At 71.4% G+C, this 16,381-nt stretch carries 14 protein-coding genes; 9 read left to right on the top strand and 5 right to left on the bottom strand.

Going from position 1 to position 16,381, the window contains the following annotated elements; genetic code table 11:
- Positions 1-25: 25 nt before the first annotated feature.
- Both G6N37_RS24865 and G6N37_RS24870 read right to left on the bottom strand, forming a co-directional pair.
- Positions 26-2,020 carry an SDR family oxidoreductase gene (locus G6N37_RS24865; RefSeq protein WP_163684071.1) on the bottom strand — a complete coding sequence of 665 codons (1,995 nt, stop codon included), beginning with the start codon at positions 2,018-2,020 and terminating at the stop codon, positions 26-28.
- 49 nt (positions 2,021-2,069) lie between these two features.
- The gene (locus G6N37_RS24870; RefSeq protein WP_163684072.1) at positions 2,070-2,783 is read right to left on the bottom strand and encodes a histidine phosphatase family protein; all 714 of its coding nucleotides are present in this window, start codon (positions 2,781-2,783) and stop codon (positions 2,070-2,072) included.
- An 82-nt stretch (positions 2,784-2,865) separates the two neighbouring features.
- Here G6N37_RS24870 and G6N37_RS24875 point away from each other — a divergent pair, with 82 nt between their 5' ends.
- Positions 2,866-3,738, top strand: a complete 873-nt coding sequence (locus G6N37_RS24875; RefSeq protein ID WP_163684073.1) for a MaoC family dehydratase — start codon at positions 2,866-2,868, stop codon at positions 3,736-3,738.
- Here G6N37_RS24875 and otsB read toward each other — a convergent pair.
- Positions 3,735-4,868: a trehalose-phosphatase gene (gene otsB, locus G6N37_RS24880; RefSeq protein ID WP_163684074.1), complete on the bottom strand. Its 1,134-nt coding sequence runs from the start codon at positions 4,866-4,868 to the stop codon at positions 3,735-3,737. The two genes, G6N37_RS24875 and otsB, sit on opposite strands and share 4 nt — an antisense overlap.
- Positions 4,869-4,909: 41 nt before the next feature.
- Positions 4,910-6,253 carry a wax ester/triacylglycerol synthase domain-containing protein gene (locus tag G6N37_RS24885; protein ID WP_163684075.1) on the bottom strand — a complete coding sequence of 448 codons (1,344 nt, stop codon included), beginning with the start codon at positions 6,251-6,253 and terminating at the stop codon, positions 4,910-4,912.
- Positions 6,254-6,417: 164 nt separating this feature from the next.
- On the opposite strand from G6N37_RS24885, the gene G6N37_RS24890 reads away from it, so the two are divergent.
- Entirely contained in the window at positions 6,418-9,699 is a 3,282-nt protein-coding gene (locus G6N37_RS24890; protein ID WP_179961867.1) for an error-prone DNA polymerase, read from the top strand.
- 37 nt (positions 9,700-9,736) lie between these two features.
- On the top strand, positions 9,737-10,381 hold the full coding sequence (locus tag G6N37_RS24895) for a nitroreductase family protein (RefSeq protein WP_163684076.1): 645 nt from the start codon (positions 9,737-9,739) through the stop codon (positions 10,379-10,381).
- Between the two features lie 3 nt (positions 10,382-10,384).
- Here G6N37_RS24895 and G6N37_RS24900 read toward each other — a convergent pair whose 3' ends face one another.
- Positions 10,385-10,849, bottom strand: a complete 465-nt coding sequence (locus G6N37_RS24900; protein WP_163684078.1) for a tRNA (cytidine(34)-2'-O)-methyltransferase — start codon at positions 10,847-10,849, stop codon at positions 10,385-10,387.
- A gap of 17 nt (positions 10,850-10,866) precedes the next feature.
- Between G6N37_RS24900 and G6N37_RS24905 the strand changes: the two genes are divergently transcribed.
- The 6 genes from G6N37_RS24905 to G6N37_RS24930 all read left to right on the top strand — a co-directional run bounded on the left by G6N37_RS24905 (position 10,867) and on the right by G6N37_RS24930 (position 16,376).
- Positions 10,867-11,472, top strand: a complete 606-nt coding sequence (locus G6N37_RS24905) for a class I SAM-dependent methyltransferase (RefSeq protein WP_163684080.1) — start codon at positions 10,867-10,869, stop codon at positions 11,470-11,472.
- Positions 11,473-11,724: 252 nt separating this feature from the next.
- A complete protein-coding gene (locus G6N37_RS24910; RefSeq protein WP_174813981.1) occupies positions 11,725-14,475 on the top strand; it encodes a sensor histidine kinase in 2,751 nt (916 codons plus the stop codon).
- Positions 14,472-14,867, top strand: coding sequence for a serine protease inhibitor (locus G6N37_RS24915; RefSeq protein ID WP_163684083.1), 396 nt, complete (start codon positions 14,472-14,474; stop codon positions 14,865-14,867). Before G6N37_RS24910 ends, G6N37_RS24915 begins: the two co-directional genes overlap by 4 nt.
- A gap of 6 nt (positions 14,868-14,873) precedes the next feature.
- Complete coding sequence (locus G6N37_RS24920) at positions 14,874-15,248, top strand: DUF742 domain-containing protein (RefSeq protein WP_163684085.1); 375 nt, start codon at positions 14,874-14,876, stop codon at positions 15,246-15,248.
- Positions 15,229-15,828: a GTP-binding protein gene (locus tag G6N37_RS24925; RefSeq protein WP_163684088.1), complete on the top strand. Its 600-nt coding sequence runs from the start codon at positions 15,229-15,231 to the stop codon at positions 15,826-15,828. Before G6N37_RS24920 ends, G6N37_RS24925 begins: the two co-directional genes overlap by 20 nt.
- Complete coding sequence (locus G6N37_RS24930) at positions 15,825-16,376, top strand: pentapeptide repeat-containing protein (protein ID WP_163684090.1); 552 nt, start codon at positions 15,825-15,827, stop codon at positions 16,374-16,376. Before G6N37_RS24925 ends, G6N37_RS24930 begins: the two co-directional genes overlap by 4 nt.
- Positions 16,377-16,381 lie beyond the last annotated feature (5 nt).

Consider the following 16,381-nt stretch of genomic DNA (forward strand, 5'->3'; position numbering starts at 1 on the left):
ATCGGATGGGGTTGAAACGCCTGACCTACCAGTGCACGCCGGGCACCAGCCGCACCAACCGCTTGACTCCTCGCGGTGTCCGGATGCCGGCGGTGACCGCGCGGACGGGCCGCCTCGGCTTGCGTCGTGGCGGGGGAGCCGCGGCCGGTTCGGTGGGCAGGCCGCGGGCGGCGGCCGAGTCGGGGTAACCCAGGTAGAGCTGGTGCAGGATGCGCCGGGACGTCCGCGGTGCGAAGTAGTTGCCGGCCTCGGCGAGCGTGCCCAGCGGGGTGTCGATGCGCGCCGGCTTCTCCACCAGGGCCCGCACCACCATGGCGGCGGCCCGCTCCGGGCTGATCGCGGGCACCGGGTTGAGCCGGTGCGACGGCGCGATCATCGGCGTACGCACCAGGGGCATATGGATATTGGTGAACGTGATGTGGTCGGACAGCGTCTCCGAGGACACCACGTCGGCGAACGCGTCCAGCGCCGCCTTGGTGGGCAGGTAGGAGCTGTACTTGGGGTTGCGGGCCTGCACCCCGGCGCTGGAGACGTTGACCACGTGGCCGAAGCGGCGCTCGCGCCAGTGCGGCAGCAACGCCAGCACCATGCGCACCGCGCCGAAGTAGTTGACCGCCATCACCCGCTCGTAGTCGTGCAGGCGGTCGGTGGAGTTGACCACCGAGCGGCGGATCGACCGCCCGGCGTTGTTCACCAGGTAGTCGACGTGGTCGAACCGGCCCAGGATGTCCTTGATGGTGTGCTCGACCGAGGTGGAATCGGTGACGTCGCAGGTGAAGGCGTGCGCGTCGCCGCCGCCCGCGCGGATCTCGGCGACCAGTTGGTCCAGCGCGTCGGCGTTGCGGGCCAGAGCGAAGACCGTCGCGCCCTTTTCCGCCACCGCGATCGCCGCCGCCCGGCCGATGCCGCTGGAGGCGCCGGTGATGATGACGTGCCGCCCGCGCAGCGGATCGCTGCGCCGGGCGCGGTCGGGGTCGAGGTGTTCGGCCCAGTAGCGCCACAGCTTGGGGGCATAGCTGGAGAACTCGGGTACGCCGATTCCGCTGCCCCGCAGCGCTTCCCGGGTCTGGTCGCTGACGAAGGTGGGCTTGAGGTCGACGAGGTCGAAAACCTCGGCCGGGATCCCGAGCTGGGTGGCGGCCATGTTGCGCAGCACCCTGGCCCGACCGCGCACCTTCAGCACCGGTGCGGCCACCGAGCCGGGCAGCGACCCGCGCGCCGGCGGTAGCCCGGCCGCCTTCGCGACACCGCGGTAAATGCCGCGCAGCCCAACGGTTTTCGGGGCGGTGAGGTGGAACGCGCGGCCGTCCAAGCCGTCGATATGCATGAGCGCGACGAGCGCGTCGGCGACGTAGTCGACCGGCACGATGTTGGTGCGGCCGGTGTCGGGCAGCAGGATGGGCGTCAGCGACGGCAATGCCGCCAACTTGGCCAGCACGCCGAAGAAGTAGTACGGCCCGTCGACCTTGTCCATCTCGCCGGTGCGCGAGTCGCCCACCACCACCGCCGGGCGGTAGATCCGGTAGCGCAGCGCGGGCGCCGACCGCACCAGCAGTTCGGCTTCGAACTTCGTCCGGTGGTACGGGGTCGGCAGTCGCTGGCCGACGTCGAAGTCGTCCTCGGTGTACTCGCCGGGGTGCTCGCCCGCCACGGCGATCGAGGACACGTGATGCAGCGTCGCGCCCAGCCGTTGCGCCAGCTCGATGACGGCGCGGGTGCCCTCGACGTTGGTGGCCCGCTGCTCGGCTTCGCCGGCGGTGATGTCGTAGATGGCCGCGCAGTGCACGACATGGTCGATGCGGCCCAGCTCGGCGAGGGTCTCGTCGGTCAGCTCCAGCTCCGGCAGCCCCGCGACCAGTGGTTTGACCCGCTCACCCCACGCGGACGCGAGCCGTTCGAAGTGGCCCAGCGACGGCCGCCGGACCAGCACCCACACCTGTGCGTCGGGCCGGGCTTCCAGCAGGCGACCGACGACGTGGCGCCCAATAAACCCGGTACCGCCGGTAACGACATACCGCATGCAGCCATCGTGGCGGCTGGGGGCCACCGCGTCAACCGTTCCCCGCGCGTCAGCTGTGGAAGTCGCGAATGCCGTCCCAGTCCACCAGGGTCCAGCCGGTCACCGGGTTACCCGTGATCACCACGCGCCCGATGTTGGGCAGCGGGTGGCTGGTCAGCAGGGTGTCCTTGGCGTTCTTGGTGTTCATCAGCGTCCAGTACTCGATGGCGAACTTGTGCGAGAACAGCACGGGATTGTGCTGGCCGCTGGCGTAGACCTTCTGGATGGCCGCGGTGAACCTGTCGTTGAACTCCTTGCCGTTGATCGACCCGGGGATGCTGTCTTGCACGTCGCCCCTGAGCCAGTCCGCCGGCGCCAGCAGGTATGTCGCGCCCTCCTGGGCAACCGGCTTGCCCTCGAACCAGCCGGCGTTGATCTCCTGGATGCCTTGCAGCACCTCGACCTGCTTGCCCAGCTCGGCGGCCAGCGGCGCGGCGGTCTGCTGGGCTCTGGCCATGGTGGAGGCGTAGACGCCGTCGTAGTCCTTATGACCCGCCTGATGGGCGACCTGCTGGGCCTGCCCCTTGCCCTCGGGGCTCAGGCCCGGGCCCGGCACCGAGGTGTCGATTATCCCGCCGGCGTTGGCTTCGGACTCGGCGTGCCGGATGAACGTCACCGTGATGCTGCGTGCCTGCGGCGATCCGCCACAGGCGCCGACGATTACGGCCGCGGTGAGAACCGCGACGGCCTTCGAGACGGTCCGGACCAAGCTGCGCTTCGGCATGTCGATAGCCTGCCCTGCCGACGGTATCGGTGGGAAGGGTTTGCGATGGTTGAGTGGGAAAATACTTCAGAAGGAGACTCAGATGGCGATTGACCCGAGTGCCGTCGGCGCGGTGACCGAACCGATGCTGTTCGAATGGACCGACCGGGACACGCTGCTGTACGCGCTCGGCGTCGGCGCCGGCCTCGACGACCTGTCCTTCACCACCGAGAACAGCCACGGCATCGACCAGCAGGTGTTGCCCACCTACGCGGTGATCTGCTGCCCGGCCTTCGGGGCGGCCGGCAAGGTCGGGACGTTCAACTGGGCCATGCTGTTACACGGCTCGCAGGAGATCCGGCTGCACGCCCCGCTGCCGCCCGCCGGGAAGCTGTCGGTGGTCACCGAGGTCGCCGACATCCAGGACAAGGGCGAGGGCAAGAACGCGATCCTGGTGTTGCGCGGCCGGGGCACCGATCCCGACTCGGAGAAGCTGATCGCCGAGACGCTCACCACCCTGGTCATCCGCGGCGAGGGCGGGTTCGGGGGCGTGCCGGGGCAGCGGCCGGTGGCCCCGGAGATCCCCGACCGCGAGCCCGACGCCCGGGTCGCGCTGCCCACCCGGGAAGACCAGGCGCTGATCTACCGGCTTTCCGGTGACCGCAACCCGCTGCACAGCGACCCGTGGTTCGCCCGGGAGATGGCCGGGTTCCCCAAGCCGATCCTGCACGGGCTGTGCAGCTACGGGGTGGCGGGCCGCGCGCTGCTCGCCGAGCTCGGCGGCGGGGTCGCGGCCAACATCACCTCGATCGCGGCGCGGTTCACCTCGCCGGTGTTTCCCGGCGAGACGCTGACCACGCTGATCTGGCGCACCGAACCGGGCAAGGCGGTGTTTCGGACCGAGGCCTCGGGCGCCGAGGGTTCCGGCCCCCGCGTGGTGCTCGATGACGGCGCGGTGGAATACGTCCAGGCCTAGCGGGACAGCTGGCCCGCCAGGCGGGCGGTGAACTCGCTGGCCCGCGCGGGGCTGTCCAGCGCGAACTCCGCCGCGGTGGCCCGGTCGCCGTCGTCGTAGTGCCGCACCAGGATTGGCACGCCACCATCGTGGATCGCGTCGAACGCGTCCTCGTCGGTGATGTCGTCGCCGAGATAGACCGGCGTCCGCAGGCCGGCCTCGGCCTCGGTCAGGTGATCGAGCACCCAACGCAGCGTCTTGCCCTTGTCCCAGTCCAGGTCCGGGCGCAGCTCGATGACCTCGCGGCCGGTGGTCACCCGGAGCCCGTCGCGCCGGCCCGCCGCGCGCACCGCGGCCGCCACCTCGCCGACCCGGTCACGCGCCGCGTTGCGGTAGTGCACGGCGACGCCAAACCGCTTGTGCTCCACCACCACACCCGGGACGGAACCGAGTCGCTCCCGCAGCTCGCCGGCCGCGCGCTCCAGCACCGGCACGGCCGTCGCGGCGGCGTCGTTCTGGTGGTGCGCGCCGTCGGGCGCGGTCAGCTCGAAACCGTGACTACCGGCATACCAAATGCCTTGCACCCCAACCCGCTTCGTTACATCGGCCAGATCACGGCCCGACAGCACCGCGACCGGGCACCGGGCGGCCAGCTGCTGCAGCGCCTCGGTGGCGCCGGCGACCGGGGTGGCGGCATCCGGGTCGTTGACGATGTCGGACAGGGTGCCGTCGAAGTCGAAGAACACCGCCGGCCGGCGCGCGGCCAGGTCGTCGAGGGCCGTCAGCGCGTCGGGCAGCTGCGACATCCGCCGGTCCCCGGTGCGCACGGTCACCTCGCGGGGGTCCGCGACGACGGCGTCCGCGCCGGCGCCTCGCAGCGCGTCGCCATGTCCGGTGTCGACGCCGATGACCAACGCGAACCCGCCCGCACGTGCGGCCTCGACGGCCGCCTCGTCGGTGGTGACGACGACGCACCGCCCGGGTCGGGCGCCCAGGTCGTCGGCCGCCCCCGACAGGCTCTCGGGGGAGGAGAAAACGGCGGTGGCCACCCCGACCTCACGCAGCCGCCCGTCCAGGGTGGGTTCGGATGCGTCGAAGAGCACCGCGTCATGGCGGCGTGGGTCGATGACGACCGGCCCCGGCTGTGGCATGACCCAACCTTCTCACGGTGGCCGGACCGGCCGGGAGCGGGTCAGTGCCGCGCTTGTCCGGGGAACGGCGGGCGCGGCCCCGGCGCGCGGCCGGGGAACGCGCGCGGCGATCGCTTGCGGCGGCGACCGCTGAACAGCAGGACCGAGTCCTGGCTGAGCGCAACCAGCCGCGCCATGCCCAGCTCGATCCCGGCGGCCAGCTGCTTGACATCGAACGCGGCGCCGGGTTCGGCGGTGATGCCGAACACGAGTTCGTCGCCGTAGCTCAGCACCGCGACCCCGGTGCTCAACTGAACGGCGGTCGGCGGGATGGGCAGCACGCGCTCCATCGTCTGGCCCATCAGGCGCAGCCGGTACCGGGGTCCGGGCACGTTCGTCGTCAAGGTCACGATGGCGCGCTGCGGCAGCCGCGACAGCAGTTCGATGACGTTGTCCCGCACCACCGTCGGCAAGGAGTTGAGCGCCGACTCGACGATGCCGCCGGTGTGGGGCGGGGGAGTTGTCTTGTCATTCCACCTCGTCTGCACCGCGCGCAAGCGCTGGACCGGGTCGTCGTGTTCGACCGGCAGGTACGGCGAACGGGCGGGCGTCGGCACCAGGGCGCGCAGCGAATCCGCCCGCGGCTCCTCGCCGCGGCCGAGCAGCACCGTCCGGAAGCCCTCGGTGGTGGCGGCCAGCGCGACGTCGTTGATGGTGACACCGAACCGGCGGCAGACGCGGTCAACGTCGGCGATCGGGACCCGCACCGTGGCGTAGCGGCGCAGGACGGCGGCCCGGTCCTGCGTCCGCAGCGCGGGCCAGACCGCGGCGAGCACGGCGCCGGTCGCGGTCCACGACGCCCGCCACAGCGCATCGGCCCAGCCCTCGCGCCGCCTCGACGGTCGCGAAAGCTGCTTGTCCACAGGGGTGTTCACGAAGGCGTCGTCGTCGGCGTCGTCGCACAGCCTGGTGAGCAGGTGCGCGGGTGAGCTGCCCCCCAGCAGGCGGTGATGGGTCTTCATCAGGATCGCCCACCGGTTACCTTTCAGGCCCTCGATCACCCAGCACTCCCACGGCGGACGGTCCGGGCGCAGGGGCCGTTCGAGGGCGTGGGAGATGGCCCCGGCCAGCTCGGCGTCGTCGCCCGGCCGGGGGATCGCCACCCGGTGCACGTGCTGGGCGAGGTCGAATTCCGGGCAGTCGACCCAGTCCTGATGCGGCGGGTGCGCGCGCGGCAATTGCGTGCAGCGCGGTATCGTCCGAATGCGTTCGGCCAGAAGGCGACTGAGGCGCAGGTAATCGGGTGCGCCGTCCACGATCGCCACGGCGCCGATCGCCAGGCCGGCGTGCTGGTCGGGATCCCGCGCCGTCAGGAATGCCGTATCCAGTGCCTTCACCTGCGCCATGCTCGCCCCCGCCGAAAATTTCGCCTGGTTACCAGTGTCTGCCCGGTCCCTGCGCCCGCGGTAGGCGCGCGGCGTTAAGAGCTTGTTTAGGAGTTGAAGATCGGTTTAACAACCGTTGTCCCGGGCCGCGGCAATTCGAACACACATTCGATAGACTGTCGGCCGTGGGGTGGTTCAACGGCCCGCCGAGCTGGGCGGAAATGGAGCGGGTGCTCAACGGCAAGCCCCGCCATGCCGGCGTGCCGGTGGTGCCCGGGGAAGACGCCCCCCTGTCGCCCAAGCGCGGAACGTACCGGCCGCCGGACGACACCCGGGCGCCCCGCTCGTCCGTTCCATACGCCGAGCTGCACGCGCATTCGGCGTTCAGCTTTCTCGACGGGGCCAGCACGCCGGAGGAGCTGGTCGAGGAGGCCGCCCGGCTGGGGTTGCGCGCGCTGGCGCTGACCGACCACGACGGCCTGTACGGTGCGGTGCGGTTCGCCGAAGCGGCCGCCGAGCTCGACATTCGCACCGTGTTCGGCGCGGAACTGTCCCTGGGGCGCGGGGCCCGCACCGAGACGCCGGACCCGCCCGGCCCGCACCTGCTGGTGCTGGCCCGTGGCCCGGAAGGCTACCGGCGGCTGTCGCGTCAGCTGGCCGCCGCGCACCTCGCCGGCGGCGAGAAGGGCAAGCCGCACTACGACTTCGACGCGCTTACCGAGGCCGCCGGCGGGCACTGGCACATCCTCACCGGGTGCCGCAAAGGCCATGTCCGCCAAGCGCTTTCCAATGGCGGTCCGGACGCGGCGGAGCAGGCGCTGGCCGACCTGGTGGACCGTTTCGGCGCTGGCCGGGTCAGCGTCGAGTTGACTCACCACGGCCACCCGCTCGACGACGAGCGCAACGTGGCGCTGGCCGCCCTCGCGCCGCGCTTCGGCGTCGGCGTCGTCGCCACCACCGGGGCGCATTTCGCGGGGCCGTCGCGGCGCCGGCTGGCCATGGCTATGGGCGCCATCCGGGCCCGGCAGTCGCTCGATTCGGCCGCGGGGTGGCTGGCCCCGCTGGGCGGCTCGCACCTGCGGTCCGGCGACGAGATGGCCCGGCTGTTCGCGTGGTGCCCCGACGCGGTGGCCGCCGCCGCCGAACTCGGTGAACAGTGCGCGTTCGGGCTGGCGCTGATCGCCCCGCAGCTGCCGCCGTTCGACGTGCCCGACGGGCACACCGAGGACAGCTGGCTGCGGCAGCTGACGATGACGGGGGCCCGCGACCGCTACGGGCCGGCCGATGCCGCTCCGCGCGCGTACACCCAGATCGAACACGAACTGAAAGTCATTGCGCAGCTGACGTTTCCGGGCTACTTCCTGGTGGTGCACGACATCGCCCGGTTCTGCCGCCAGAACAACATCCTGTGTCAGGGCAGGGGGTCGGCGGCCAATTCGGCGGTCTGTTACGCCCTCGGGGTCACCGCGGTGGACCCGGTGGCCAACGAGCTGCTGTTCGAGCGGTTCCTGTCACCCGCCCGCGACGGCCCACCCGACATCGACATGGACATCGAGTCCGACCAGCGGGAAAAGGTCATCCAGTACGTCTACGACCGCTACGGCCGCGACTACGCCGCCCAGGTCGCCAACGTCATCACCTATCGGGGCCGGATCGCGGTGCGCGACATGGCCCGCGCCCTGGGCTTCTCGCAGGGGCAGCAGGACGCGTGGAGCAAGCAGCTCGGCCACTGGGACGGGCTGGCGGATTCGCCCGACGTCGAGGGCATCCCGCCGCCGGTGGTCGACCTGGCCAACCAGATCCGCAACCTGCCGCGGCACATGGGCATTCACTCCGGCGGCATGGTGATCTGCGACCGGCCGATCGCCGACGTGTGCCCGGTGGAGTGGGCGCGCATGGAGAACCGCAGCGTCCTGCAGTGGGACAAGGATGACTGTGCGGCAATCGGTTTGGTGAAGTTCGACCTGCTCGGGCTGGGCATGCTGTCGGCGCTGCACTACGCCATCGACCTGGTGGCCGAGCACAAGGGGATCGACGTGGACCTGGCCAGGCTCGACCTCTCCGAGCCGGCGGTGTACGAGATGCTGGCGCGCGCCGACTCCGTCGGCGTGTTCCAGGTGGAGTCGCGCGCGCAGATGGCGACCCTGCCGCGGCTGAAGCCGCGGATCTTCTACGACCTGGTGGTCGAGGTCGCCCTGATCCGGCCCGGGCCCATCCAGGGCGGGTCGGTGCACCCCTACATCCGGCGGCGCAACGGGCTGGACCCGGTCGTCTACGACCATCCGTCCATGGAGCCGGCGCTGCGAAAGACGCTGGGGGTGCCGCTCTTTCAGGAGCAGCTGATGCAGCTCGCGGTCGACTGCGCCGGCTTTTCGGCCGCCGAGGCCGACCAGCTGCGCCGCGCGATGGGCTCCAAGCGTTCCACCGAGCGCATGCGGCGGCTGCGCGGCCGGTTCTACGACGGCATGCGCGCGCTGCACGGCGCCCCCGACGAGGTGATCGACCGGACCTACGAAAAGCTGGAGGCCTTCGCCAATTTCGGCTTCCCGGAGAGCCACGCGCTGAGCTTCGCGTCGCTGGTGTTCTACTCGTCGTGGTTCAAGCTGCACCACCCGGCGGCGTTCTGCGCGGCGCTGCTGCGGGCGCAGCCGATGGGTTTCTATTCGCCGCAGTCGCTGGTGGCCGACGCGCGCCGGCACGGCGTCACGGTGCACGGCCCGGACGTCAACGCCAGCCTGGCGCACGCCACCCTCGAGAACGCCGGGACGGAGGTACGCCTGGGGTTGGGCACCGTGCGTCACATCGGCGACGATCTCGCCGAGCGGCTGGTCGAGGAGCGAAACACCAACGGCCCGTTTGCTTCCCTGCTGGACCTGACGACCCGGCTGCAGCTCTCCGTGCCGCAGACCGAGGCGCTGGCGACGGCCGGGGCTTTTGCCTGCTTCGGCATGTCCCGGCGCGAGGCGCTGTGGGCGGCCGGGGCGGCCGCCACCCAACGCCCGGACCGGTTGCCGGGCGTGGGCTCGTCGTCGCATGTCCCGGCGTTGCCCGGGATGAGCGAGCTGGAGCTGGCCGCCGCCGACGTGTGGGCCACCGGCGTGTCCCCGGACAGCTACCCGACGCAGTTCCTGCGGGCGGACCTGGACGCGATGGGGGTGGTGCCCGCCGAGAAGCTGCTGTCCGTACCCGACGGCGACCGGGTGCTGATCGCCGGCGCGGTGACCCACCGGCAGCGGCCCGGGACGGCCCAGGGGGTGACGTTCCTCAACCTCGAGGACGAGACGGGGATGGTCAACGTGCTCTGCACGCCGGCGGTGTGGGCGCGGCACCGCAAGCTGGCCAACACCGCGCCCGCGATGCTGGTGCGCGGTCAGGTCCAAAACGCCAGCGGCGCAGTCACCGTCGTCGCCGAGCGGCTGGGCCGCATCACCCTGGCGGTCGGCTCGCGCTCGCGCGACTTCCGGTGAGCCCGTGCGCCATCAACCGCCTCGGTAGTCTCCAGGCATGACCCTCAACCTGTCCGTCGACGAAGTCCTCACCACCACCCGCTCGGTCCGCAAACGCCTCGACTTCGACAAGCCCGTCGGCCGCGACGTGCTGATGGAATGCCTCGAACTGGCGCTGCAGGCGCCCACGGGATCCAATTCGCAGGGCTGGCAATGGGTGTTCGTCGAGGACGCCGAGAAGCGGAAGGCGATCGGCGACGTCTACCTCAAAAACGCCCGGGACTACCTGAGCGCGCCGGCACCGCAATACGGCGAGGGGGACACCCGGGGCGAGCGGATGGGCAAGGTCCGCGACTCCGCGACCTACCTCGCCGAGCACATGCACGAGGCGCCCGTGTTGTTGATCCCGTGCATCGAAGGCCGCGACGACCAGACGCCGTTGGGCGGGGTGTCGTTCTGGGCCTCGCTGTTCCCCGCGGTCTGGAGTTTCTGCCTGGCGTTGCGCTCCCGCGGGCTGGGCTCGTGCTGGACGACGTTGCACCTACTCCGCGACGGCGAGCGGCAGGTGGCCGACGTGCTGGGCATTCCCTACGACAAATACAGCCAGGGCGGCTTGTTCCCGATCGCCTACACCAAGGGCACCGACTTCCGCCCCGCCAAGCGGCTGCCCGCCGAGCAGGTCACGCACTGGAACGGCTGGTAAGACCTACACCGCCCCGTCATAGCCGTGTTGCCGCCACGCCTCGTAGACCGCGACGGCCGCGGCGTTGGACAGGTTCAGTGATCGGCGGCCCGCGAGCATCGGGATGCGCACCCGCTCGGTGATGTGCGGATCGGCCAGCGTCGTGGCGTCCAGGCCCGTGGGCTCGGGCCCGAACAGCAGCACGTCGCCCGCCCGGTAACCGACGTCGGCGAACGAGGTGGCCGACTGCGCGGTGAAGGCGAACACCCGCGCCGGCGAGAGCGCGTCCCACGCGGCCTGAAGCGACGGGTGGACGGTGACCGACGCCAGGTCGTGATAGTCCAGCCCCGCCCGCCGGAGCTGCGGCTCGGACAGGTCGAACCCCAGCGGCTCGACCAGATGCAGTTCGCAGCCGGTGGCCGCCGCGGTCCGGATGGCGTTGCCCGTATTCGGGGGGATGCGCGGGGAGTAGAACATCAGCTTGAACACAACGCGATAATGGTCGCATGGTCGAGCAGAGCCTCTGGATGCGGAAAGTCGCTGCCGATCCCGGACACTCGCACTGGTATATCGAGCGGTTCCGCGCCATGGTCCGGGCCGGCGACGATCTGGCCGGCGAGGCCCGCTTCGTCGACGCGATGGCGCCCCGCGGCGCCCGGATACTGGACGCCGGTTGCGGACCCGGCCGGCTGGGCGGGTACTTGGCCGCCGCCGGTCACCACGTCGTCGGCGTCGACGTCGACCCGGCGCTCATCGAGGCGGCCGAGCAGGACCACCCCGGCCCGCGCTGGCTCGTCGGAGACCTCGCCGAGCTGGACCTGCCCGCGCGCGGCATCGCCGAACCGTTCGACGTGATCGTGTCCGCCGGCAACGTCATGGCGTTCCTCGCCCCGAGCACCCGGGGCCGGGTGCTGAGCCGGCTGCGGGCCCACCTCGCGGACGACGGCCGGGCGGCGATCGGCTTCGGCGCCGGCCGCGACTACGAGTTCGCCGAGTTCCTCGGCGACGCGGCGGCGGCCGGGTTCGCGCCCGATCTGCTGCTGTCCACCTGGGACCTGCGACCGTTCACCGATGACTCGGATTTCCTCGTCGCGGTCCTCCGCCCGGCCTAGGTTTCCGGCGGCCCCTGTTTGCCAGGGCCGTCCGCCCGCGCGCGGGTTCACCTTGGAGGGGCCTGTCTGCTCAGTAAGGATTGTGGTGAGCTGGGCCGCGGGCTGTCATACTCGTCGGATTGCCACGTTGACGCGCTCGCGCCCATCTGGCGTGGCACGGGTGGATAAAGCAGGAAGTCTCATGAGCCTCTCGTTTTCTCGAGCGCTGAGCGTCAGCGCAGCGGCCGGTCGCACGGCCGTGACGACGTGACCATGTTCGCCCGCCCGGCCAACCCGGCCGAGGCGGCCGCCCCCGACACCGCACAGCCGTCCGGCGCCGTCGCGGCGCCGGGCAAACGCCCGCCGGCCTGGTCGCTGAGCAACTGGCCCGTCGGGTGGAAGGTCCTGGCGATCGTGCTCGTCCCGCTGCTGCTGGCGACGGTGTTCGGGGCGCTGCGCATCGAGGGCGCGATGGCGAACTCGAGTGGTCTGCGGCTGGCCGCCGCCCGCGCCGACGTGGTCCCGGTGATCACCAAATACATGTCCGCCCTGGACGTCGCCCTGGTGGCGGGCAGCACGGGGCGCGACGTCGAAGGGGCCAAGAAGAACTTTGAGGCGCGCAAGTACGAGCTGGACACCCGGCTGCGCGACACCGACGTGAGCCCCGAGGTCCGATCGGGAGTCAACAACCTGCTCGACGGCGGTCAGATGCTGGTGAACAAGGCGTCCGACACCGGCCTCGGCTTACGGGAGCGGGTGACCCTCTACGCCCCCATCCTGCTGACCGCGGAGGACGTCATCAACGCGTCGGTGCGCGTGGACGACGAGAAGATCCGCGCCCAGACCCAGGGCCTGAGCCGGGCGGTCGGGGCCCGCGGCCAGATGACGATGCAGAAGATCCTCGTCACCCGCGGCGCCGAGCTGCCCGAGCCGCAACTGCGGACGTCGATGATCACCTTGGCGGGGACCGAACCGTCGACGCTGTTCGGGATGAGCGAAGTCCTCGGCGCCGGTTCGCCCGAGGCCAAGACGCTCCAGCAGCAACTGGTGACCCGGATGGCGATCATGTCCGATCCGGCCAGCGTGCTCGTCGACAACGCCGACCTGCTGCGCTCGATACAGACCACCGACGAGACCGCCGACCAGGTCATCAAGGACGCCACCGCGTCGGTGACCAAGTCCGTGCACGCCCAGGCCGCCGACAAGCGCAACGCCGCGATCGTCGACACCGTCCTGGTGCTCTCCGCCATCGTCATCGCGCTGGGCGTCGTGCTGCTGGTGGCGCGCGCCCTGGTGCGGCCGCTGCGCATCCTGCGCGACGGCGCACTGAAGGTGGCCCACACCGACCTCGAGGAGGAGATCGCCCGGGTCAAGGCGGGCGGCGCCGAGCCGACGCCGCAACCGCTGCCGGTCTACACCACCGAGGAGATCGGCCAGGTCGCCCACGCGGTCGACGAACTGCACACCCAGGCCCTGCTGCTCGCCGGCGACGAGGCCCGATTGCGGCTGTTGGTCAACGACATGTTCGAGACCATGTCGCGGCGCAGCCGCTCGCTGGTCGACCAGCAGCTGTCGCTCATCGACCGGCTGGAGCGCAACGAGGAGGACCCCGAACGCCTGGACAGCCTGTTCCGGCTGGACCACCTCGCGGCCCGGCTGCGCCGCAACAGCGCCAACCTGCTGGTGCTGGCCGGCGCGCAGCTCGCCCGCGACCAGCGCGACCCGGTGCCGCTGTCGACGGTGCTCAACGCCGCGGTGTCCGAGGTCGAGGACTACCGCCGCGTCGAAATCGCCGGGCTGCCCGACAACAGCACGCTGATCGGTGCGGCCGCCGGCGGCGCCATCCACCTGTTCGCCGAGCTGATCGACAACGCCCTGCGCTACTCGCCGCCCTCGACGACCGTGCGGGTGTCGGCGGCCCGCGGCGGTGACGGGGGAGTCGTGGTGCGGATCGCCGACGCCGGCCTGGGCATGAACGACGCCGATCGGCGCATCGCCAACATGCGGCTGCAGGCCGGGGGCGAGGTCAGCCCCGACAATGCCCGCCACATGGGCCTGTTCGTGGTCGGCCGGATCGCGGCCCGGCACGGCATCCGGGTCGGGCTGCGCGGCCCGGCGGTCAACGAGACGGGCTCCGGTACCACCGCCGAGATCTACCTGCCGCCGGCCATCCTCGAGGGCGGCGCCCAGCCGGTCCGCACCGCGCGGATCCGCGCGGTTTCGTCGCCCAGCGCGCAACTCGCCGCGGCGATCGCCGCGCCGGACCCCACCGCCGAACCCACGCCTGAGCCGGCCGTCCAGCACGCCGCCGAGAACCCCGCGCCGCCGGTCACGTTGCTGCCGCGCCGCAACCCCGGTTCCAGCGGAATCACCGAGGTGCCCGCCCAGCCCGCCGAGCAGCCGCCCCGGCGGCACCGGCGCGAGCTGCCCACCCCGTGGTGGGAGAGCGGCACCCCGGCCGCCCCCGCGGGCCCGGCGGAGCCCGAGCCGAAGCCCGCGCCGGCGCGGACCGCGTCGGACACGTCGGCGTTCTTCTCCGCGCGCTCGCGCGAGGCCGACAAGCCGGCGACTCCGGCGCCGAGCGTGCCCGGCCCGTCGATCCCGGCCGCACCCAAGAGCGAGACGACGACCCCGGCTGACGACGACGTGATCTACCGGCGGATGCTGTCGGAGATGCTCGGCGATCCGCACGACCTCGTCAACAGCCCCGACCTGGACTGGCAGTCGGTGTGGGACCGCGGTTGGACGCTGGCCGCCGCGGCCGAGGACAAGCCCGTCGAGTCGCGCACCGCCGAGCACGGCCTGCCGGTCCGCACGCCCGGCGCCCGGCTGGTTCCCGGCGCGGCCAACGGGACGAGCCTGCCCGACCAGGACCAGCCGGCTGCCTCCGCCCGCGAGCCGCAGCACGCGGCCGCGGGCCGTGATCCCGAGGCGGTTCGCGCCACCTTCAGCAGTCACTTCGGCGGGGTGCACACCGGCCGGTCGCACGCCCGCGACGCGAGTCAGGGGTCCGATCAGGAATGACTTCACCGGACAACTTGGACTGGTTGGTGACGCGGTTCGCCCGCGAGGTTCCCGGCGTGGCGCACGCGCTGCTGGTCTCCGTCGACGGGCTGCCCATCGCCGCCAGCGAGGATCTGCCGCGCGAGCGCGCCGACCAGCTGGCCGCGGTGGCCTCCGGCCTGGCCAGCCTCGCGACCGGCGCCGCGCAGCTGTTCGAGGGCGGCCAGGTGCTGCAGTCGGTGGTCGAGATGCAGCACGGCTACCTGCTGTTGATGCGCGTCGGCGACGGCTCGCATCTGGCCACGCTGGCCGCGACATCGTGCGACATCGGTCAAATCGGCTACGAGATGGCCATCCTGGTCGAGCGGGTCGGGGGCGTGGTGCAGTCCACCCGCCGGTCTGGCGTCTCGTGAGCCGCGATGGACGAACGCGAGCCCCGGCCGACCGCACGTAAAGGCAACCTGGTCCGCCCCTACACCCTGACGGCCGGACGGACCGGCACCGACGTCGAGCTTCCCGTGGAAGCGCCGATTCAGACGCTGCAGGCCGGCCTGGTTCACCGATGGCCCCCCGACGACGCGAAAGGCAAGATCATTCAACTGTGCGTCGGCAGCCCGTCGGTGGCGGAAATCTCTGCCCGGCTGGATCTTCCGCTCGGCGTCACGCGCGTCCTGGTCGGTGATCTGGTTTTGTCCGGCTACCTTCGGGTGCATAGGACGTTGTCCGAGCGTTCGACCAGAGATGAGCGCCACGAACTGATAGGAAGGACGCTGCGTGGCCTTAAGGCACTCTGACGCGCACTCCGAGATGCGGCCCGATTCCGGGGCCCACGCCTCGACGAAGATCGTCATCGCCGGCGGGTTCGGCGCCGGCAAGACGACGTTCGTGGGGGCGGTGTCGGAGATCATGCCGTTGCGCACGGAGGCGATGCTCACCGACGCCTCGACCGCCGTCGACGCGCTGGACGCCACGCCGGACAAGCGGACCACCACGGTCGCAATGGACTTCGGCCGGATCACGCTGGACGAGGACCTGGTGCTCTACCTGTTCGGGACGCCGGGTCAGCGCCGGTTCTGGTTCATGTGGGACGACCTGGTGCGCGGCGCCATCGGGGCGATCGTGCTGGTGGACTGCCGGCGCCTGGAGGACAGCTTCGCCGCGGTCGACTTCTTCGAGCACCGCAACCTGCCGTTCCTGGTCGCGGTCAACGAGTTCGACGGCGCGCCACGCTATCCCGTCGCCGAGGTGCGCGAGGCGCTGACCCTGCCCGCGCATATCCCGGTGATCACGGTCGACGCCCGGGACCGCCGCTCGGCCACCGACGCGCTGATCGCGGTCAGCGAATACGCGCTGACCAGCCTGACTGCCAGTTGACCACGCCGTGGGCCGACCGCGAATTTTCCGGCCACGACTTCACCGACGAGGACCTCAGCCGGCTGCACACCGAACGGGTCGTGTTCGACGAATGCAACTTCAACGGCGCCAACCTGGCCGAGTCCCGACACCGCGGGTCGGCGTTCCGCAACTGCACGTTCCGACGAACATCGTTGTGGCACAGCGTGTTTACCCAATGCAGCATGCTGGGCTCGGTGTTCGTGCAGTGCCGGATGCGGCCCATCACCTTCGACGAGGTCGACTTCACGCTGGCGGTACTCGGCGGTAACGACCTGCGCGGCGTCGACCTGAGCGGGTGCCGGTTACGGGAGGCCAGCCTGGTCGAGGCCGACCTGCGCAAGGCGGTGTTGCGCGGCGCCGACCTGTCCGGGGCGCGGGCGACGGGCGCCCGGCTCGACGGCGCCGACCTGCGCGGCGCGACCGTCGACGCCTCGTTGTGGCGGGCCGCGTCGCTGGCGGGCGCCCGCGTCGACGTCGGGCAGGCGGTGGCCTTCGCGGCGGCCCAGGGCCTGCGCCTCGACGGCTGATCGGC

The organism is Mycobacterium seoulense (assembly GCF_010731595.1).
Lineage (GTDB): Bacteria > Actinomycetota > Actinomycetes > Mycobacteriales > Mycobacteriaceae > Mycobacterium > Mycobacterium seoulense.